Source organism: Rhodoferax aquaticus (assembly GCF_006974105.1).
In the GTDB taxonomy this organism is placed as follows: Bacteria; Pseudomonadota; Gammaproteobacteria; order Burkholderiales; family Burkholderiaceae_C; genus Allorhodoferax; species Allorhodoferax aquaticus_A.
In genome coordinates, this window is the sequence record NZ_CP036282.1 from 4328586 (window position 1) to 4347568 (window position 18983).

General features: G+C 52.8%; 16 protein-coding genes and 4 tRNA genes. All 20 read right to left on the bottom strand.

Annotated features, from left to right (window positions below):
- Nucleotides 1-561 (bottom strand): LemA family protein, encoded by a 561-nt coding sequence (locus EXZ61_RS19900; RefSeq protein WP_142813679.1) that lies wholly within the window; start codon nucleotides 559-561, stop codon nucleotides 1-3.
- Nucleotides 562-654: 93 nt separating this feature from the next.
- Entirely contained in the window at nucleotides 655-4881 is a 4227-nt protein-coding gene (rpoC, locus tag EXZ61_RS19905) for a DNA-directed RNA polymerase subunit beta' (RefSeq protein WP_142813680.1), read from the bottom strand.
- Nucleotides 4882-4907: 26 nt separating this feature from the next.
- Nucleotides 4908-9020, bottom strand: coding sequence for a DNA-directed RNA polymerase subunit beta (gene rpoB, locus EXZ61_RS19910; protein ID WP_142813681.1), 4113 nt, complete (start codon nucleotides 9018-9020; stop codon nucleotides 4908-4910).
- A gap of 267 nt (nucleotides 9021-9287) precedes the next feature.
- Nucleotides 9288-9662, bottom strand: a complete 375-nt coding sequence (rplL, locus tag EXZ61_RS19915) for a 50S ribosomal protein L7/L12 (RefSeq protein WP_142813682.1) — start codon at nucleotides 9660-9662, stop codon at nucleotides 9288-9290.
- Nucleotides 9663-9703: 41 nt separating this feature from the next.
- The gene (gene rplJ, locus EXZ61_RS19920) at nucleotides 9704-10228 is read right to left on the bottom strand and encodes a 50S ribosomal protein L10 (RefSeq protein WP_142813683.1); all 525 of its coding nucleotides are present in this window, start codon (nucleotides 10226-10228) and stop codon (nucleotides 9704-9706) included.
- 247 nt (nucleotides 10229-10475) lie between these two features.
- Nucleotides 10476-11171: a 50S ribosomal protein L1 gene (gene rplA / locus EXZ61_RS19925; protein WP_142813684.1), complete on the bottom strand. Its 696-nt coding sequence runs from the start codon at nucleotides 11169-11171 to the stop codon at nucleotides 10476-10478.
- Nucleotides 11172-11603: a 50S ribosomal protein L11 gene (rplK, locus tag EXZ61_RS19930; protein ID WP_142813685.1), complete on the bottom strand. Its 432-nt coding sequence runs from the start codon at nucleotides 11601-11603 to the stop codon at nucleotides 11172-11174.
- 130 nt (nucleotides 11604-11733) lie between these two features.
- Nucleotides 11734-12324, bottom strand: a complete 591-nt coding sequence (gene nusG, locus EXZ61_RS19935; protein WP_142813686.1) for a transcription termination/antitermination protein NusG — start codon at nucleotides 12322-12324, stop codon at nucleotides 11734-11736.
- Entirely contained in the window at nucleotides 12324-12707 is a 384-nt protein-coding gene (secE, locus tag EXZ61_RS19940; RefSeq protein ID WP_142814335.1) for a preprotein translocase subunit SecE, read from the bottom strand. Before secE ends, nusG begins: the two co-directional genes overlap by 1 nt.
- Before the next feature lie 111 nt (nucleotides 12708-12818).
- A tRNA-Trp gene (locus EXZ61_RS19945) sits at nucleotides 12819-12894 on the bottom strand.
- Between the two features lie 9 nt (nucleotides 12895-12903).
- The gene (tuf, locus tag EXZ61_RS19950) at nucleotides 12904-14094 is read right to left on the bottom strand and encodes an elongation factor Tu (RefSeq protein ID WP_142813687.1); all 1191 of its coding nucleotides are present in this window, start codon (nucleotides 14092-14094) and stop codon (nucleotides 12904-12906) included.
- Between the two features lie 75 nt (nucleotides 14095-14169).
- Nucleotides 14170-14244, bottom strand: a tRNA-Thr gene (locus EXZ61_RS19955).
- A 22-nt stretch (nucleotides 14245-14266) separates the two neighbouring features.
- Nucleotides 14267-14340, bottom strand: a tRNA-Gly gene (locus tag EXZ61_RS19960).
- A 64-nt stretch (nucleotides 14341-14404) separates the two neighbouring features.
- Nucleotides 14405-14490 (bottom strand) — tRNA-Tyr (locus EXZ61_RS19965).
- A 78-nt stretch (nucleotides 14491-14568) separates the two neighbouring features.
- On the bottom strand, nucleotides 14569-15276 hold the full coding sequence (locus tag EXZ61_RS19970) for a hypothetical protein (RefSeq protein WP_142813688.1): 708 nt from the start codon (nucleotides 15274-15276) through the stop codon (nucleotides 14569-14571).
- On the bottom strand, nucleotides 15273-16067 hold the full coding sequence (gene trpC, locus EXZ61_RS19975) for an indole-3-glycerol phosphate synthase TrpC (protein WP_142813689.1): 795 nt from the start codon (nucleotides 16065-16067) through the stop codon (nucleotides 15273-15275). Before trpC ends, EXZ61_RS19970 begins: the two co-directional genes overlap by 4 nt.
- A gap of 79 nt (nucleotides 16068-16146) precedes the next feature.
- Entirely contained in the window at nucleotides 16147-17184 is a 1038-nt protein-coding gene (gene trpD / locus EXZ61_RS19980; RefSeq protein WP_142813690.1) for an anthranilate phosphoribosyltransferase, read from the bottom strand.
- Between the two features lie 15 nt (nucleotides 17185-17199).
- Nucleotides 17200-17859 carry a LysE family translocator gene (locus tag EXZ61_RS19985; protein WP_142813691.1) on the bottom strand — a complete coding sequence of 220 codons (660 nt, stop codon included), beginning with the start codon at nucleotides 17857-17859 and terminating at the stop codon, nucleotides 17200-17202.
- Nucleotides 17860-18021: 162 nt separating this feature from the next.
- Nucleotides 18022-18609 (bottom strand): anthranilate synthase component II, encoded by a 588-nt coding sequence (locus EXZ61_RS19990; protein WP_142813692.1) that lies wholly within the window; start codon nucleotides 18607-18609, stop codon nucleotides 18022-18024.
- Nucleotides 18606-18983, bottom strand: a complete 378-nt coding sequence (locus tag EXZ61_RS19995) for a chorismate mutase (RefSeq protein ID WP_142813693.1) — start codon at nucleotides 18981-18983, stop codon at nucleotides 18606-18608. Before EXZ61_RS19995 ends, EXZ61_RS19990 begins: the two co-directional genes overlap by 4 nt.

An 18983-nucleotide genomic window follows, 5' to 3' on the forward strand; every position in this document is an offset into this window, starting at 1 on the left:
TTATATTTTTTCTACTGAATGAAAGCGCATCGCCTGGGCAATCAAACTTGCAGGGAATTGATGAATAGCTTCGTTGTATCTTTCCAAGATCTGATTCAAGCCTCCGACTGAAGACTTCGTCTTTTCAGTGATCGCATCCCACTCTTGGTGCAACTCGAAAGGCACTTGCGCACCCGCTAGATCACCTGGAGCACAACAAAGCTCGTTCCACGTGGTCAGCACGCTGTCGAACGCCGCTTTAAGACCTTTTGACGCACCCTCTTTGAGAGGAAAGTGGCGGGTGGCCCTCAGTGTCTGTTCAAGTTGCAGCAGCTCCTTAAGGAGGCGGTGCCACAACAATGGAAGGTCAAGAGCCTCTAGTTGAGATGGGTCTGGGACTTCGGGTACCGATGTGAGGTTTAAGTGGGCAAGAACCAAGGGCAAATACTTTCGCATTTGTTTCTCCATGGAGCCCCATGCATCCGCTCCACGGGCGCGCAGGCGAACTAAACGGTTGTAAGCACCTATTGCCCAAAACATGCAGACGGCTGCAAACATCCACAAAACTACGGGGCCTGTCATCGCGGATTTCGTCCTTGGTTGGCTGATTCAATGCAAAACGCCCCAAGCGCCGTTCGACGTCTTGGGGCGTTTTTATTTTAGTTCTACGTCGAACTATTCGGCAGCAGCACCTTCGCTAGTAGAGTGGTCTGCGTCTTCTTCGGCAGTCCCCGCGAGTTCCGCAGCATCGGCTTCGGCGATAGCGCGGCGCTCTGCGTCGTCCATCTTCTCGCGCACTGCACGGGCTTCGTGGTAAGCCAAGCCTGTGCCCGCGGGAATCAAACGCCCAACAATCACGTTTTCCTTGAGACCACGCAACTCATCACGCTTGCCCATGATTGCGGCTTCAGTCAGCACGCGCGTCGTTTCTTGGAAGGACGCTGCGCTAATGAAGCTATCCGTGGACAGCGATGCTTTGGTGATACCCAAGAGCAAGTTGGTGTACGTCGCTGGGATCTTGCCTTCCGCTCGCAGAGCATCGTTGGTATTGAGCATCTCGGAACGCTCGACCTGTTCGCCATTGATGTAAGTGGAGTCACCGGCACTCTCCACAACGACGCGACGCAACATTTGGCGAACAATCACTTCAATGTGCTTGTCGTTGATCTTCACGCCTTGCAAGCGATAGACATCCTGCACTTCGTCGACGATGTAACGGGCCAACTCTTCGGAACCCAGCAATCGCAAGATGTCTTGCGGATCTGCCGGTCCGTCCACCACGGACTCACCCTTGTTGACCACCTGGCCTTCATGCACCAAGATGTTCTTTTCCTTTGGCACGAGCTCTTCCCACACGCGGCCCTCAGGATCCGTGATTTGCAGACGAACTTTACCTTTGGTCTCTTTACCGAAGGAAACAGTTCCTGTGGCTTCGGCCAACACACCTTTGTCCTTGGGTGTACGTGCTTCAAACAACTCGGCCACGCGTGGGAGACCACCGGTAATATCGCGAGTTTTCTGGCCTTCAATCGGGATACGTGCCAGCACCTCACCAGAACCAACATCCTGGCCGTCGCGTACTTGAACCAAGGCGCCGACCGGGAAACCAATCGTCACAGAGTGATCGGTGCCAGGGATCTTGACTTCATTGCCGGAAGCATCAATCAGTTTCACCTGGGGACGAATCACCTTGGCAGAGCCACGGCGTTTCGGATCGATCACGACCAAGGTTGACAGGCCAGTGACCTCGTCCACTTGGCGCGCAACAGTGAGGCCTTCTTCGACGTTCTCGAAGTGAGCACGTCCAGCAAACTCGGTAATGATTGGACGAGTCAATGGATCCCAGTTCGCCAAAATCGCGCCAGCTTTGATCGCTTGGTCGGCCTTCACGGTCAACACAGCGCCGTATGGAACCTTATGGCGCTCACGTTCGCGGCCATGCTCGTCGTGAATCACGATTTCACCGGAGCGAGAAATTACAACCAATTCTTTCTTGCCGTTGGTTACATAACGCATCGTTGCGTTGAAGCCAATGGTACCGTTGGACTTCGCTTCTACGCTGGCCGCAATCGCAGAGCGCGATGCCGCACCACCGATGTGGAACGTACGCATGGTCAACTGTGTACCTGGCTCGCCGATCGACTGCGCAGCGATCACACCCACTGCTTCACCACCGTTCACCAAGCCACCACGGCCCAGATCGCGGCCGTAGCATTTGGCGCAAATACCAAAGCGAGTCTCGCAAGTCAGGGCTGTGCGTACCTTCAACTCATCAACGCCTGCAGCTTCCAAGTCGTCAATCATGTCCTCGTCCAGCATGGTGCCAGCGACAGCCAATACCGAACGGTTCTCTGGATGGATCACATCGTCAGCAGTCGTACGGCCCAATACGCGATCACGCAAAGACTCAATAACCTCACCGCCTTCAACGATTGCGCGCATGAGGTACCCGTTGTGCGTACCGCAGTCTTGCTCGGTAACAACCAAGTCTTGGGTAACGTCAACCAAACGGCGAGTGAGGTAGCCTGAGTTAGCTGTCTTCAAAGCCGTATCAGCCAAACCTTTACGAGCGCCGTGGGTGGAGATGAAGTACTCCAACACATTCAAGCCTTCGCGGAAGTTCGCAGTAATAGGTGTTTCGATGATCGAGCCATCAGGCTTAGCCATCAAACCACGCATACCAGCAACTTGTCGAATCTGGGCTGCAGAACCACGAGCGCCCGAGTCAGCCATCATGTAGATGGAGTTGAAAGACTCTTGCGGCACTTTATTGCCGTGACGATCAGTCACCATTTCTTTGGACAACTGGGACATCATCACCTTGGAGACTTCGTCACCGGCCTTACCCCAGATGTCCACCACCTTGTTGTAGCGCTCGCCGGTTGTCACCAAGCCAGACGTGTACTGCTGCGCAATTTCCTTAACTTCGTTTTCAGCACGCTCAATGATCCCAGGCTTTTCGGTTGGCACCAACATGTCGTCGATACAGATGGAAATACCTGCCTTGGTCGCGAGACGGAAGCCGTATTGCAGTAACTTGTCAGCAAAAACAACGGTTTCTTTCAATCCGCACTTACGGAAAGAGACGTTGATAAGCTTCGAAATTTCCTTCTTCTTCAACGCCTTGTTGATGTTGGAGAAGGGCAAGCCTTTCGGCAAGATTTCGGACAAAAGTGCACGACCTGCGGTGGTTTCCCACAGCTTTACAGAGGGCACAAACTCGCCCGTTTCTTTGTCTTTGGTGTACTCAGTTAGACGAACGTTGATTTTGGCGTTCAGTTCCACTTGACCCGCATCAAACGCGCGTTGAACTTCTCCGGTGTCGGAGAAGATCAGGCCCTCACCTTTGCCGTTGATACGGTCACGTGTCGTGTAGTACAGGCCTAGAACGACGTCTTGAGACGGAACAATGGACGGTTCGCCATTGGATGGGAACAGGACGTTGTTCGACGCAAGCATCAAAGTACGGCACTCCATCTGCGCTTCCACAGACAAAGGTACGTGTACGGCCATTTGGTCACCGTCAAAGTCAGCATTGAACGCCGAACAGACCAGTGGGTGCAATTGGATCGCTTTACCTTCAATCAACACAGGCTCAAAGGCTTGGATACCCAAACGATGTAGCGTAGGTGCGCGGTTCAACATCACGGGGTGCTCTTTGATCACCTCTTCCAAGATGTCCCAGACCACCGGTGTGCCTGACTCGACTTCTTTCTTGGCAGCTTTAATCGTTGTCGCAATGCCCATGGCTTCTAAGCGAGCAAAGATGAAAGGCTTGAACAACTCCAAGGCCATCAGTTTCGGCAAACCGCACTGGTGCAGCTTGAGTGTTGGACCCACCACAATGACGGAACGCCCAGAGTAGTCAACACGCTTGCCCAAAAGGTTTTGACGGAAGCGACCGCTCTTACCTTTGATCATGTCGGCCAATGACTTCAGAGCACGCTTGTTTGCGCCAGTCATGGCTTTACCACGGCGGCCATTGTCCAGCAAGCTGTCCACGGCTTCTTGCAACATACGCTTTTCATTGCGCGCAATAATTTCTGGGGCCTTCAACTCCAGCAATCTACGCAGGCGGCTGTTCCGGTTGATCACACGACGGTACAAGTCGTTCAAGTCGGACGTTGCAAAACGACCACCATCCAGCGGCACCAATGGACGTAGATCTGGTGGGAGTACAGGCAGCACTTCCAACACCATCCATTCGGGCTTGATACCAGATTTTTTGAACGCTTCAAGCAACTTCAGACGCTTGGTGTTCTTTTTGATCTTGAGCTCCGAGCCGGTAGGATCGTTGCGCAGCTTTTCAATAGAACCATCAATGTCAATGCTTTGCAGCAAATCTTTGATGCCTTCCGCGCCCATTTTGGCCTGAAACTCATCGCCATACTCTTTGAACTTCGCATCAAAGTCGTCTTCCGACATGATGCTGAATTTCTTCAGTGGCGTCATGCCTGGATCTGTGACCACGTATGCTTCAAAGTACAACACACGCTCAATGTCCCGCAATGTCATATCCAACACCAAGCCCAAACGGCTTGGCAATGACTTTAAGAACCAGATGTGGGCGCAAGGTGCTGCTAAGTCGATATGGCCCATGCGCTCACGGCGCACTTTGGTTTGGGTCACTTCGACGCCGCACTTTTCGCAAATGACGCCACGGTGCTTCAGACGTTTGTACTTACCGCACAAGCATTCGTAGTCTTTGATAGGTCCAAAGATCTTGGCGCAAAACAGGCCGTCGCGCTCGGGTTTGAACGTGCGGTAATTGATAGTTTCAGGCTTCTTAACTTCACCGAACGACCAGGAACGAATCTTCTCTGGAGAAGCCATTCCAATTTTGATGGCTTCGAAATGTTCGTCGGGCGTGAACTGCTTGAACAGGTCTAGTAATGATTTCATGGGTTAAATCCTTTTCTTGTTCGTGATCAGTTACGCTCAAGTTCAATATCAATGCCCAAGGATCTAATTTCCTTGACCAACACATTGAACGACTCGGGCATGCCCGCTTCAATCGAGTGCTCGCCCTTGACAATGCTCTCGTAAACTTTGGTGCGACCTTGAACGTCGTCTGACTTAACAGTCAACATTTCTTGCAAGGTGTAGGAAGCGCCATAGGCTTCCAGCGCCCAAACTTCCATTTCACCAAAACGCTGTCCACCGAACTGCGCCTTACCACCCAATGGTTGTTGGGTCACCAAGCTGTAAGGTCCAGTTGAGCGGGCATGCATCTTGTCATCCACCAAATGGTGCAACTTCAAGAAGTGCATATAGCCGATAGTGGTGGGACGATCGAAGGGCTCGCCAGAACGGCCGTCGAACAGGTTTGCTTGCGTACGTGTGGCTGTAAGGCCCTTCTGTGCAGCGATTTCGTCCGGGTAAGCCAGTTGCAACATAGAGCGAATTTCTTGCTCAGAGGCACCGTCAAACACTGGTGTGGCGAAAGGCACGCCAGATTTCAGGTTGTGCGCCATCTCCAAGACTTCATGGTCGCTCAGTTGAGTGAGATCTTCCTTGCGGCCAGTGCCGTTGTAGAGCTTCTCCATGAATGTACGAATCTCAGCAACCTTGGCTTGTTCTTGCAACATATCGCCAATGCGCTGTCCAATACCCTTGCCAGCCCAGCCCAAGTGAACTTCCAACACCTGACCCACGTTCATACGTGAAGGCACACCCAAGGGGTTCAGACAGATATCGCACGGTGTGCCGTCTGCCATGTAAGGCATATCTTCCACGGGGACGATCTTTGAGACCACACCCTTGTTTCCATGTCGGCCCGCCATCTTGTCACCAGGCTGCAGGCGACGCTTGACAGCGATATACACCTTCACCATCTTCAAAACGCCCGCTGGCAGCTCGTCGCCTTGCGTCAGTTTCTTGCGCTTCTCTTCAAAAGCCAAGTCGAAGCTGTGTCGTGTTTGCTCAAGCGAATTCTTGATGCTTTCGAGCTGTGTTGCCACTTCGTCATCAGCAGGGCGAATGTCGAACCAATGGAAACGGTCCACAGCTGACAAGTACGCTTTGTCGATCTTCGTGCCTTTGGCGAGCTTCTGCGGACCACCATTGGCAACCTTGCCGATCAATAGTTTTTCGATACGATCAAATGCATCGGACTCAACGATACGAATTTGGTCGTTCAAGTCGAGACGGAAACGCTTCAGTTCGTCATCGATGATCTGCTGTGCACGGCGGTCACGCTGAATGCCCTCACGCGTGAAGACTTGAACGTCAATCACAGTCCCCTTGGACCCCTGATCTACACGCAAAGAAGTGTCCTTAACGTCGCTGGCCTTTTCTCCGAAGATCGCACGCAGCAACTTTTCTTCGGGCGTAAGGGTGGTTTCGCCCTTAGGCGTCACCTTGCCAACCAAGGTATCGCCAGGTTCAACTTCAGCACCGACATAAATAATGCCGGATTCGTCAAGGCGATTGAGCTGGTGTTCGCTCAGATTCGGAATATCACGACTTATCTCTTCAGCGCCCAACTTGGTGTCTCGCGCCATCACGACGAGCTCTTCAATGTGGATCGATGTGTAACGATCTTCAGCGACAACGCGCTCGCTGATCAAAATCGAATCTTCGAAGTTGTAGCCATTCCACGGCATAAACGCGATCAGCATGTTCTGACCAAGCGCCAATTCGCCTAGGTCAGTGGATGCACCGTCAGCAATGACGTCACCCTTTGCCAGCTTGTCGCCTTTTTTCACAACTGGACGCTGGTGAATGTTGGTGTTTTGGTTAGAACGCTGATACTTGATCAGGTTGTAGATGTCCACACCAACTTCACCAGCCTGGGCTTCCGCATCATTCACACGGATCACGACACGGGTTGCATCCACATAGTCGACAACCCCGCCCCGGGAGGCGGTTACCACAGTGCCAGAGTCAACTGCTGCTACGCGTTCAATACCGGTGCCAACCATAGGCTTTTCAGGACGCAGTACTGGAACGGCTTGGCGAGACATATTGGCACCCATCAAGGCACGGTTTGCATCGTCATGTTCGAGGAACGGTACGAGAGACGCCGCCACAGAGACAATCTGGGCAGGCGACACGTCCATGTACTGAACGCGGTCAGCGCTAGTCAAGATGGATTCGCCTGCCTCACGTGCAGAGATCAACTCGCCAGATAACTTGCCCTGCTCATCCAAGGCCGCGTTCGCCTGGGCAATGACATATTTTCCTTCTTCGATCGCTGAAAGATAGTCAATGTCCATGGTTACTTGACCATCAACCACTCGACGGTATGGCGTTTCGATGAAGCCATACTCATTCAAGCGCGCGTACAAAGCCAGCGAATTGATAAGACCAATGTTTGGTCCTTCTGGAGTTTCAATCGGGCAAACGCGACCGTAATGCGTGACGTGAACGTCACGCACTTCAAAACCTGCACGCTCCCGTGTCAATCCGCCTGGGCCAAGGGCAGACACACGTCGCTTATGCGTAATCTCGGACAGAGGATTCGTCTGATCCATGAACTGAGACAACTGAGACGCGCCAAAAAACTCCTTCAGGGCTGCGGAGATTGGCTTGCTATTGATTAAGTCGTGTGGCATCAAGGGCTCTTGCTCCGCCTGACCTAAACGCTCTTTCACAGCCTTCTCGATACGCGCCAAGCCGGTGCGATACTGGTTCTCAGCCAATTCACCTACGCAGCGAACGCGCCGATTTCCCAAATGGTCAATATCGTCGACTTCACCACGACCGTTGCGCAGATCCACCAAGATTTTTGCCACAGCCAAAATGTCTTCGTTGGTCAACACCATAGGACCCTTAGAGTCAGGGCGTCCCATTTTTGCATTGAACTTCATGCGGCCAACGCGTGACAAATCGTAGGTATCAGGGTTGTAGAACAGCCGTTGGAATAGCGCTTGCACCGCGTCTTCCGTTGGCGGCTCGCCAGGACGCATCATGCGGTAGATGGCAACCCGCGCTGCAAACTCATCCGCTGTCTCGTCAGTACGCAGAGTTTGAGAGATGTAGGCACCTTGATCCAACTCATTGGTATAGATGCAAGGCAAGTCCAAAATACCGGCGGACCGCAACTTTTTCAAGAGCGTTTCTGTCAGTTCTTCATTGGCTTTTGCAATGATCTCACCGGTATCGCCATCGATTACATTGCGTGCCACAACACGACCGATGAGGAAGTCTTCAGGGACGCTGATATGGCTAGTGCCAGATTGCTCTAGCTCACGTGTATGACGCGCGGTGACACGTTTGTCTTTGGCGACAACGACCTTGCCGCTCTTGTCTGTAATGTCAAAACGAGCAACTTCACCTCGTAAACGTTCAGCCACAAACTCCATTTGTGCGCCGCTGTCCATCAGACGGAAATTGTCGTTCACAAAGAAATTGGCCAAGATAGATTCGTTGTTTAGACCAATCGCCTTAAGCAAAATCGTGACCGGCATTTTTCTGCGGCGGTCCACACGGAAATACAACAGGTCTTTAGGATCAAATTCAAAATCCAACCAGGAGCCGCGGTACGGAATGATCCGAGCAGAGAAAAGCAGCTTTCCAGAGCTGTGCGTCTTGCCCTTATCGTGTTCGAAGAATACGCCAGGAGATCGGTGCAACTGCGACACAATCACGCGCTCAGTTCCGTTGATGATGAAAGAACCTTTGCTTGTCATCAACGGGACTTCGCCCATGTAGACTTCTTGCTCCTTCACTTCTTTTACAACTTTGTTTTGTGTTGTAGAAGACTCGCGGTCATAGATGATCAACTGAACTTTGGCTCGGACAGCGGAGGCAAATGTCAAACCGCGCGTCTGACATTCACGAACATCAAACGTGGGTTTGGCCAAGTTGTACTCAAGGTACTTCATCTCGACAAAGCCATTGTGGGAGACTATCGGAAAAGCTGCCTCAAAGGCCGCTTGAAGGCCCTCTGCTGTGCGCTTCTTTGGCGCGACATCTGCTTGCAAAAACGCAACATATGCGTCTTTCTGCATCTGCAGCAAGTAGGGGATTTCGAGCACGCTATCGCGGCTTCCGAAATTTTTACGAATACGTTTGCGTTCAGTGAATGTGTAAGCCATTAGATCTCCGGGCAAAGACTGAGGAATCCTGGGGGTCCTAGGCGACTGTCGTATTGAGCTTTTCCGTCAATACTGCTTGGTGATTGGCCACTACCAACCATTGGCGGACGGCTGTACATTGCGCACAGCCCGAACCAAGGCATCTTCTGCAGTCGGAATCAGAAGACACTGAAAAACAAACCACTGGTTTGCTTTTCAGTGCGCTCTTTACAGCGCAAAAAGGCTGGGAACCTTTTACGGGCTCCCAGCCTATCACACAAGTTGAATTTACTTGAGTTCTGCCTTAGCGCCAGCTTCCACCAGCTTCTTAACAGCAGCTTCAGCATCTGCCTTAGCAATGCCTTCTTTGACGTTCTTGGGTGCGCCATCGACCAAGTCTTTAGCTTCCTTGAGGCCCAGACCTGTGATTTCGCGAACAGCCTTAATCACAGAAACCTTAGTTGCACCAGCGTCGAGCAAAACTACGTTGAATTCTGTCTGCTCTTCAGCAGCTGCAGCAGTTGCACCGCCACCAGCAGCAGGAGCAGCCATTGCAGCTGCGCTTACGCCGAATTTCTCTTCGATGGCTTTCACCAAGTCGTTGAGTTCCATGACCGTCATGCTATCCAATGCGGTCAAAAATGCGTCTTTATCGAATGCCATTTTTTATCCTAACAATATTGATTTGTATGTGCAACGGTCAATTAAGCCGCTACAGCCTCTGCGGGAGCTTCTACTGCACCAGCACCTTTTTTCTCTGCCACAGCTACCAGCACACGAGCGGTGCGGGAAATTGGGGATTGCATCAAGCCCAACAATTGAGCAAGCAACACTTCCTTGGATGGAATGCTTGCCAACTGCTTAACGCCATTCGCGTCTAGGCTTTTGCCTCCGTATGCGCCACCGCGAATAACCAACTTGTCATTGGTTTTCGCGAAGTCTGCAACCACACGGGCCGCAGCAACTGCATCTTCAGAGAAGCCATAGATCAACGGACCGGTCATCATGTCGGACACGACTTCAAACGAACTTCCAGCCACGGAACGACGGGCCAAAGTGTTTTTCAAAACACTGAGACTTACGCCATTGCTTCGCGCTGCTGTACGCAACTTCGTCATGTCAGCGACCGTAATGCCGCGGTATTCCGCCATCACGAGCGTTTGAGCTTTTGCGGCGAGGCCAGTCACATCACTGATGACCGCTTCTTTCTCACTGCGATTAAGACTCAAGGTCTACTCCTTAAAAATGTACTTTCATGCCAATTAAGGCACTTAAGTACGCCACATTGCAGCGATCAACTGTTTTGGATGTTATTTCCATGAGCAGCGGAATCGCCATCTGCGTTGGTTTTCTCTGATTAAGGACAGAGGCTTGCTTCCAAACCTCTTCCACCAACGGTCTTGGATGACCTGCCTACTCTCGCGAGCGGACAGCCCACCACTTTGCGCTACTCTTGCGAGTAGCTCAAATCTTCGATTAGGCTGCGATAGTTTGCAAGTCAACGCGGACGCCTACGCCCATCGTCGATGAAACCGCAACCTTCTTCAAGTACACGCCTTTGCTTGTGGCGGGTTTTGCTTTGTTCAACGCATCGACCAAGGCGGCCAAATTCGCTTGCAGCTTCTCTGCTTCGAATGAACGACGACCAATAGTCGAGTGGACGATACCGGCTTTGTCGACACGGAACTGAACTTGACCGGCTTTTGCGTTCTTAACAGCGGTAGCCACATCCGGAGTGACCGTGCCAACCTTCGGGTTAGGCATCAGGCCGCGTGGGCCCAAGATTTGACCCAATGTACCCACAATACGCATGGCATCAGGCGCCGCGATTACGACGTCAAAGGGCATATCACCGGCCTTGACCATTGCAGCCAAATCGTCCATACCAACAACATCGGCACCAGCGGCCTTCGCTTCTTCGGCCTTTGCGCCTTGGGCGAACACAGCAACGCGCTTTGTCTTACCGGTGCCGTTTGGCAACACAACCGCACCACGAACAACTTGATCTGACTTTTTGGCGTCGATCCCTAGCTGCACAGCAACATCGATAGACTCGTCAAATTTGGCGTTGGCAAACTCTTTTACCAATCCAAGTGCGTCGCCCAATTTGTACAACTTATTGGTATCAACTTTGCCAGCTTGGGATTTTTGTTTCTTTGTGAGCTTAGTCATTTACACGCCCTCCACATTCACGCCCATGGAGCGCGCAGATCCGGCAATAGTACGGACGGCTGCATCCATATCAGCTGCAGTCAGGTCTTTCATTTTTGTCTTGGCGATTTCTTCAAGCTGAGCTCTAGTAATCTTGCCAACTTTAACAGTGTGGGGCGTTGAAGATCCCTTGTCGATCTTCACGGCCTTTTTGATCAATACAGTCGATGGAGGCGACTTAATGATGAACGTAAAGCTCTTATCCGCAAATGCAGTGATGACCACTGGTAGTGGCAGGCCAGGCTCAACACCTTGAGTTTGCGCATTGAATGCCTTGCAAAACTCCATAATATTGAGACCACGTTGACCCAACGCAGGGCCAATTGGGGGGGACGGATTCGCCTTACCAGCAGGCACTTGCAGCTTGATGAATCCGACGATTTTCTTCGCCATGTTTTCTCCTTACGGGTTCTAACGCTTCAGCTTGTGGTAACAAGTTTTCGCTCCCCGGGGGTTAACGACTCTAAATTAGTATGTCCGCACCGAGTCGGGAAATGCGGCATATTTTCAATCAAATAGCCAGCTAAGTCTTTTCGATTTGTGAAAAATCAAGCTCTACTGGTGTTGAACGACCAAAAATGGTGACAGACACGCGAACCTTACTCTTCTCATAGTTCACGTCTTCAACGGAGCCATTGAAGTCTGTGAATGGCCCCTCTTTCACTCGAACAAACTCGCCAACCATGAACTCTATTTTATGCCGAGGCTTCTCAGTGCCTTCCTGCATTTGGTTCACAATCTTCATCACTTCAGCCTCGGAAATCGGGGCGGGCCGATTCTTCACCCCACCAACGAATCCCGTGACCTTATTCGTATTTTTGATGAGATGCCAAGTGTCATCGTTCATCACCATTTCGACCAACACGTATCCTGGAAAGAATTTCCGCTCGGTGGTCTTTTTCTGTCCGTTTTTTACTTCTACAACCTCTTCCATCGGAACCAAGACGCGCCCAAACTTGTCTTGCATTCCCTCGCGTGCAATTCTTTCCAATATGTTGCGTTCGACTGCCTTCTCCATTCCCGAGTAAGCATGAACCACATACCAGCGCAGGTCTGGATTTGTCGCAGAAGCTGCCAAAGGCGCGTCAGAGGAAACTTCCAATTGATCAGTCATTATTTTTTCCAGCCCAGAAACAAATCGTAGAAGAGCCACTCCAAGGTCTTATCGGTAAGCCACAGGAAAACAGCCATGATCAAGACAAAACCGAACACGTAGGCGGTAATTTGCATTGCTTCTTTTCGTGCAGGCCAAACGACCTTGCGAACCTCTCGCCAAGCGTCTTTGCCAAAGGCAATAAGTTGCCGCCCTGACTCCGTCAGAAAGAAAACGATCAATGAAGCAGCAACTCCCAATAGCAAGACAAGCCACTGCAGCAATACACCTTGCTTACCCAAAAGATAGAAAGCTACCAGCGACCCAACTAACAGTGCGGCAGCAAGCACCAGCTTTGCGGTATCAGCCCCGGAGTTGACGGTTTGAACTTGAGTAGTCGCCATATTTTCCAAATGCGTTTCCGCAACAATCTCTTCTAAATTTGCCTTTTTCAAGGCACCGAAGCCCGCTACACAGTAGCGGGCTTGGAGTTCATTGCCACCTTGCTATCCTGGTGGCAGGGGCAGTAAGAATCGAACTTACAACCTTCGGTTTTGGAGACCGACGCTCTGCCAATTGAGCTATACCCCTATATGCGAATTACGCAATGATTTTAGCAACCACACCGGCGCCGACAGTACGACCACCTTCACGGATAGCGAAGCGCAAGCCTTCTTCCATCGCGATGGGGTTGATCAACTTCACGGTGATGGAGACGTTGTCACCAGGCATCACCATTTCTTTGCCTTCTGGCAACTCGATCGCACCTGTCACGTCCGTTGTGCGGAAGTAGAACTGTGGGCGGTAGTTGTTGAAGAAAGGTGTGTGGCGTCCGCCTTCGTCCTTGGACAAAACGTAGATTTCGCCTGTGAAGTGTGTATGTGGCTTGATGGAGCCAGGTTTGCACAACACTTGACCACGTTGAACGTCTTCACGCTTTGTGCCGCGCAACAAGATACCGACGTTGTCACCAGCTTGACCTTGGTCGAGCAACTTGCGGAACATTTCCACGCCGGTGCAGGTTGTCTTTTGTGTGTCAGCGATACCAACGATTTCGATTTCTTCGCCGACCTTGACGATACCGCGCTCAACGCGACCCGTCACCACGGTACCACGACCGGAGATGGAGAACACGTCTTCCACAGGCATCAAGAATGCACCGTCCACTGCGCGCTCTGGCAGGGGGATGTAAGTGTCCAAGGCATCAGCCAGTTTCATGATGGCTTCTTCACCCAACGCACCCTTGTCGCCTTCCATAGCCAATTTTGCAGAGCCGTGGATGATAGGTGTGTCGTCGCCTGGGAAGTCGTACTTGGACAACAGTTCGCGAACTTCCATCTCGACCAGTTCCAACAACTCAGCATCATCGACCATGTCGCACTTGTTCAAGAACACGATGATGTAAGGAACGCCCACTTGGCGAGCCAACAAGATGTGTTCACGTGTTTGGGGCATTGGGCCGTCAGCTGCGGAACAAACCAAGATCGCGCCGTCCATTTGAGCCGCGCCAGTGATCATGTTCTTCACATAGTCAGCGTGTCCGGGGCAGTCCACGTGGGCGTAGTGGCGGTTAGCGGTTTCGTATTCAACGTGAGCGGTATTGATGGTAATACCGCGCGCTTTTTCTTCAGGTGCCGCATCGATTTGGTCGTAAGCCTTCGCTTGTCCGCCAAACTTTGACGCCAACACGGTAGTGATCGCCGCTGTCAGCGTTGTCTTACCGTGGTCAACGTGACCAATAGTGCCCACGTTCACGTGGGGCTTGGTACGCGTGAATTTTTCTTTTCCCATTTCCGAACTCCGAAATTAATGAGGTCAAACAATCAAATGTCGCCCCATCCAACATTAGATGGGTGCACAAAATATTGGTGCCCATTGCGGGAATCGGACCCGCGACCTCTCCCTTACCAAGGGAGTGCTCTACCACTGAGCCAAATGGGCTTCTAAAGCTTCACATTAACCATGGAGCGGGGTAGGAGAATCGAACTCCTCGCTTTAGCTTGGAAGGCTAAGGTATTACCACTATACGAACCCCGCATCGACCCACTCGAAAATTTGCGGTAGCCACCTAGACTTCCGCAAACCTTCATTAATTCATCACTGGTGGAGAGGGCTGGATTCGAACCAGCGTACTCGTAAGAGGGCAGATTTACAGTCTGCTGCCATTAACCACTCGGCCACCTCTCCAATGGTGAACCATCGATTATGCCATGCAAATTGCACTTTTGCGTGGCACGAAATTCGAAAATGTTCGCGACTAGTATTCTAGCCTGTAAATTGGTCGATTTGAAGCCCTATGTCTACAAGCCATTGTTGTTGCAGATCGAAACGCTGTGGCAAAGGGTGGCGAAATAAGACTTTGTCTTGGGTGATACCCAGTTGCGGATGGCCTTCGCTGGCCTGCAATGCGCGCAATGCCCATGCAGTTAACGCTGCAGAAAGCCCCCATGCATGCAGGATAGGGGTCGACTTCGTAGCAAAGACTTTCGCGCACTCCTGGGACCGCGCTGCAGAAAACAAACTGTGACTGTCATCACTTTGATAAGTCTGCAGCTTCTCAATAAACACGGCACTTTTGGGCGTGCGCAAATCACTTAAGTTGAGAATTCGCGCGTGCTGCCACTGAACACCCTTGCCCTGTGCCAGCAGCATCAAGCGCATGATTTGGTACTGCGTTCTGTCCGGCTGCGCGGACACGAAACCATTGCGGCTGCCCCCATCCCACAAGGCATCCAATGGACGTGACGCCCCTGGATTCATCATGACAACCAGCAAGTCTGGCTCTCGGTGGATAACCTCGTCCAACGCCCAGTGAGCGGGCGCTATCTCCAGCCGATCTCGCAGGAGTTCGGGCGTTTGCGCTATGTGTTTTTCGTAAAACCGACCGTAGACTGCAAATTTATTGAGCAACTCGGCCGCAGATGCCTGCGGCACCGGCACTTGGACCCGCTCAGCTAATGCAGACTTGCTCACGGGGTTCCGAACAAGCGGGCCAAGGCTTCTCCTGGCTCGGCCTCTCGCATGAAGGCTTCGCCCACCAAAAATGCGCCAACACCTGCTGCGCCCATGCGTAAGACATCTTCGCGTTGGTGAATCCCACTTTCGGTGACCAAAATGCGGTCACTATCCACGAGTGGGCGCAAGCTCAAAGTGGTATCCAAAGAAACGTCAAAGGTCTTTAAATTGCGGTTGTTGATACCGATGAGTGGCGTTTTAAGCTTAAGCGCCCGCTCCAATTCCGGCTGATCATGCACCTCCACCAGCACGGCCATGTCTAGCCTGTGCGCGATGGCTTCCATGTCCTGCATCTGAGCGTCATCCAAGCACGCTGCGATCAACAAAATGCAGTCAGCCCCCATGGCGCGGGACTCATAGATTTGGTACGGGTCGATCATGAAGTCTTTGCGTAGCACCGGGAGCTGGCATGAGGCTCGTGCCTGCTTCAGGTAGTCCACACTACCCTGAAAGAACTGCACATCCGTCAACACCGACAAACATGCAGCGCCGTGCTCCGCATAGGACTGGGCAATATCTGCCGGAATGAAGTCTTGGCGGATAACCCCTTTGGATGGACTGGCCTTCTTGATTTCTGCAATGACTGCGGGACGTCCGGCTTGCAACTTGGCCTTGATTGCCCCCACAAAGTCGCGCGTCAGCACACGTGACTCCGCATCTTCGCGCACTACGGCAAGCGACTTGCGCTTCATGGCAGCGGCGACTTCAGCCCGCTTGACTGTCACAATTTTTTCTAAGATATCCGTCATTTCATTCTTTCAACTTGGGTTGACGCCAAACTAAACGGCATCACCACTTTCTTTTGCGGATTATTGTGCAGGCACAGCCCTAGGCGGCAGATTTAAGCTGTTGGGACAAAGCCACCAACTGCTCGAGCTTGCGCAGTGCTGCTCCCGATTCGATAGCTGCTTGCGCAAGCTTTATGCCGTCGCCCATGGTTTTTGCCACATTTGCCGCGTACAGAGCAACGCCAGCGTTGAGTAACACAATGTCTTTGGCTGGACCAGCTTGGTTGTTCAACACACCCAGCAACATCGCCTTGGAGTCTTCTGCCGTGTCCACCTTCAAACTGCGGTTGCTTGACATCACCATGCCGAAGTCTTCAGGGTGGATTTCGTACTCAGAAATCTTGCCATCTTTGAGCTCGCCCACCAAGGTGGCCGCCCCCAGACTCACCTCGTCCATGCCGTCGCGGCCGTAGACCACGATGGCGTGCTCAGCGCCCAGACGCTGCAAGGCACGCACCTGAATCCCCACCAAATCTTGGTGAAAAACACCCATCAGAATATTGGGGGCGCTGGCAGGATTGGTCAAAGGGCCCAAGATATTGAAGATGGTGCGAACGCCCATCTCGCGGCGCACAGGTGCCACATTTTTCATAGCGGGGTGGTGGTTGGGGGCAAACATGAATCCCACGCCCTGCTCGGTGATGCACTGGGCGATTGCCGCGGGCGGCAAATTGATGTTCATGCCCAAGGCTTCCAGCACGTCGGCACTTCCACTCTTACTGCTCACGCTGCGTCCGCCGTGCTTGCTGACCTTGGCGCCTGCGGCCGCTGCTACGAACATAGAGCACGTGGAAATATTAAAGGTGTGCGAACCGTCACCGCCAGTGCCCACGATGTCGACCAAATGGGTGGTGTCAGCCACTTCAACCTTGGTAGAAAACTCGCGCATCACCTGGGCGGCGGCGGTGATTTCACCAATGGTTTCTTTCTTCACGCGCAGGCCGGTGATGATGGCCGCCATCATCACCGGGGACATTTCGCCCGACATGATTTGCCGCATCAAGTGCAGCATCTCGTCGTGGAAAATTTCGCGGTGTTCGATGGTGCGCTGTAAGGCTTCTTGAGGGGTAATGGGCATCGCTATCTCCTAGTGTTATGGGGTTGGGGTGTGGGTCAGCGCCAGCTTGGCGCCAAACCCTACAAACATGAGGCCGGCAACGCGGTCCAGCCAGTGCATGGCACGCTGCACCAAGGCCACGCGTCCAGCCAGCCAAGCGGCTGCCAAGGCCCACGCAGTGTTAATGGGAATGGCGTTGAGGTTAAAGATCACGCCCAAGGCGACGAAAGCCCACGTTTTGTTGTCCGCCTCGGGGGCAATAAATTGCGGCACAAAGGCCAAGAAAAACAAAACGACTTTGGGGTTCAAGACATTGGTCCAAAAACCACCCGTGAAAATCTGGCCCATATCTGGCGCTGCGCTTGCAACACCGCGCTCCTCAGCGGCCAGCGCCAATGGACTTGCACCTGCAGACGTCAACAGCAGTTTGACGCCCACCCACACAAGATAGGCTGCCCCCACCCACTTCACCACGTTGAACGCCCAGGCGGAGCTGGCTAACAAAGCGCCCATACCGACTGCAGCTGCGGCAACGTGGACAAAGCAGCCACCGGTGATGCCCAAGCCAGCAACCACACCGGCCCGCGCACCATAGCGCAAAGCATTGCGCACCACGTACAGCACATCAGGACCGGGCGTGAGATTCAAAATCCACCCGGCCACCACGAACAACAACAGACTATGGGTATCCGGCATTTGTACTCCTTTGCACACTTGCTCCAGTCGATCCGCTTTGCCAGGTCTCGGCCCCATCGCAACCATGAGACCCGTAGATTGCACGCGAACTACTTATTGGCAATTTAAGCCTCTTGCGCCCATAGAATAAGCGCTTGCAGCTATCTTTAATATAGCAATCGATTAGACCAAAAAGTTCTTAAGCATGGCGTGGCCGTGTTCCGTCAAGATGCTTTCGGGGTGGAACTGCACGCCTTCCATGCGCACCGCATGGGGCAGCTCTTTGTGGCGCACACCCATGATTTCGCCGTCGTCTGTCCAAGCAGTAACAGCAAGCACTGCCGGACAAGTCTCCCGTTCTATGGCCAAGGAGTGATAGCGGTTCACCGTGAATTGCTTTGGCAATCCCGCGAACACGCCCTCTTGGGTCGTGGTGATTTGGGAAGTTTTGCCGTGCATCAGCTGCTGCGCACGAATGATCTTGCCACCCAGCGCAGCCCCAATACTTTGGTGCCCCAAACACACACCCAAAATAGGTAGCTGGCCCATGAAATGCTGAATAGCTGCAACAGAAATGCCCGCCTCTGCCGGAGAACAAGGCCCGGGCGACACCACCAAGCGCTCCATCTCGCCTGCGGCAAAGCGCGCGGCCAAGTCAGCTACCGTGATTTCATCGTTGCGAAACACATCCACCTGCGCGCCCAGCTCGCCAAAGTACTGAACGATGTTGTAGGTAAAGCTGTCGTAGTTGTCGATCATGGTGAGCTTCATGCTGCACTCCCAGGCTTGAGGCGAGCAAACTCGCCGGTCTCAAAATCAATCGATGCCGCAATCATGGCGCGGTAGGTGGCCTCGGCCACAGCCTCGGGCGCGCCTAAGTCACGGCTCATTTCACGCACGCGCTCAACAATGCGTTCGATGCGCGGTACGTCCACAATCAAATCCGGCGTCGCCTTGATGCGCGCCGCCTGCGCCACATAGCCACTGCGTTCGGCCATGAGCGCCACGATGCGGTCGTCCAACGCGTCAATGTGCTGGCGCACGTCAGCCATCGTGTGACAGTAAGTCACAGGGATGCGCAGGCCGCCGTGGGCCTGCGGTGCCACGCCGAACTCAGCCGGGGTATTTTCAAATGTCTCTTGCAT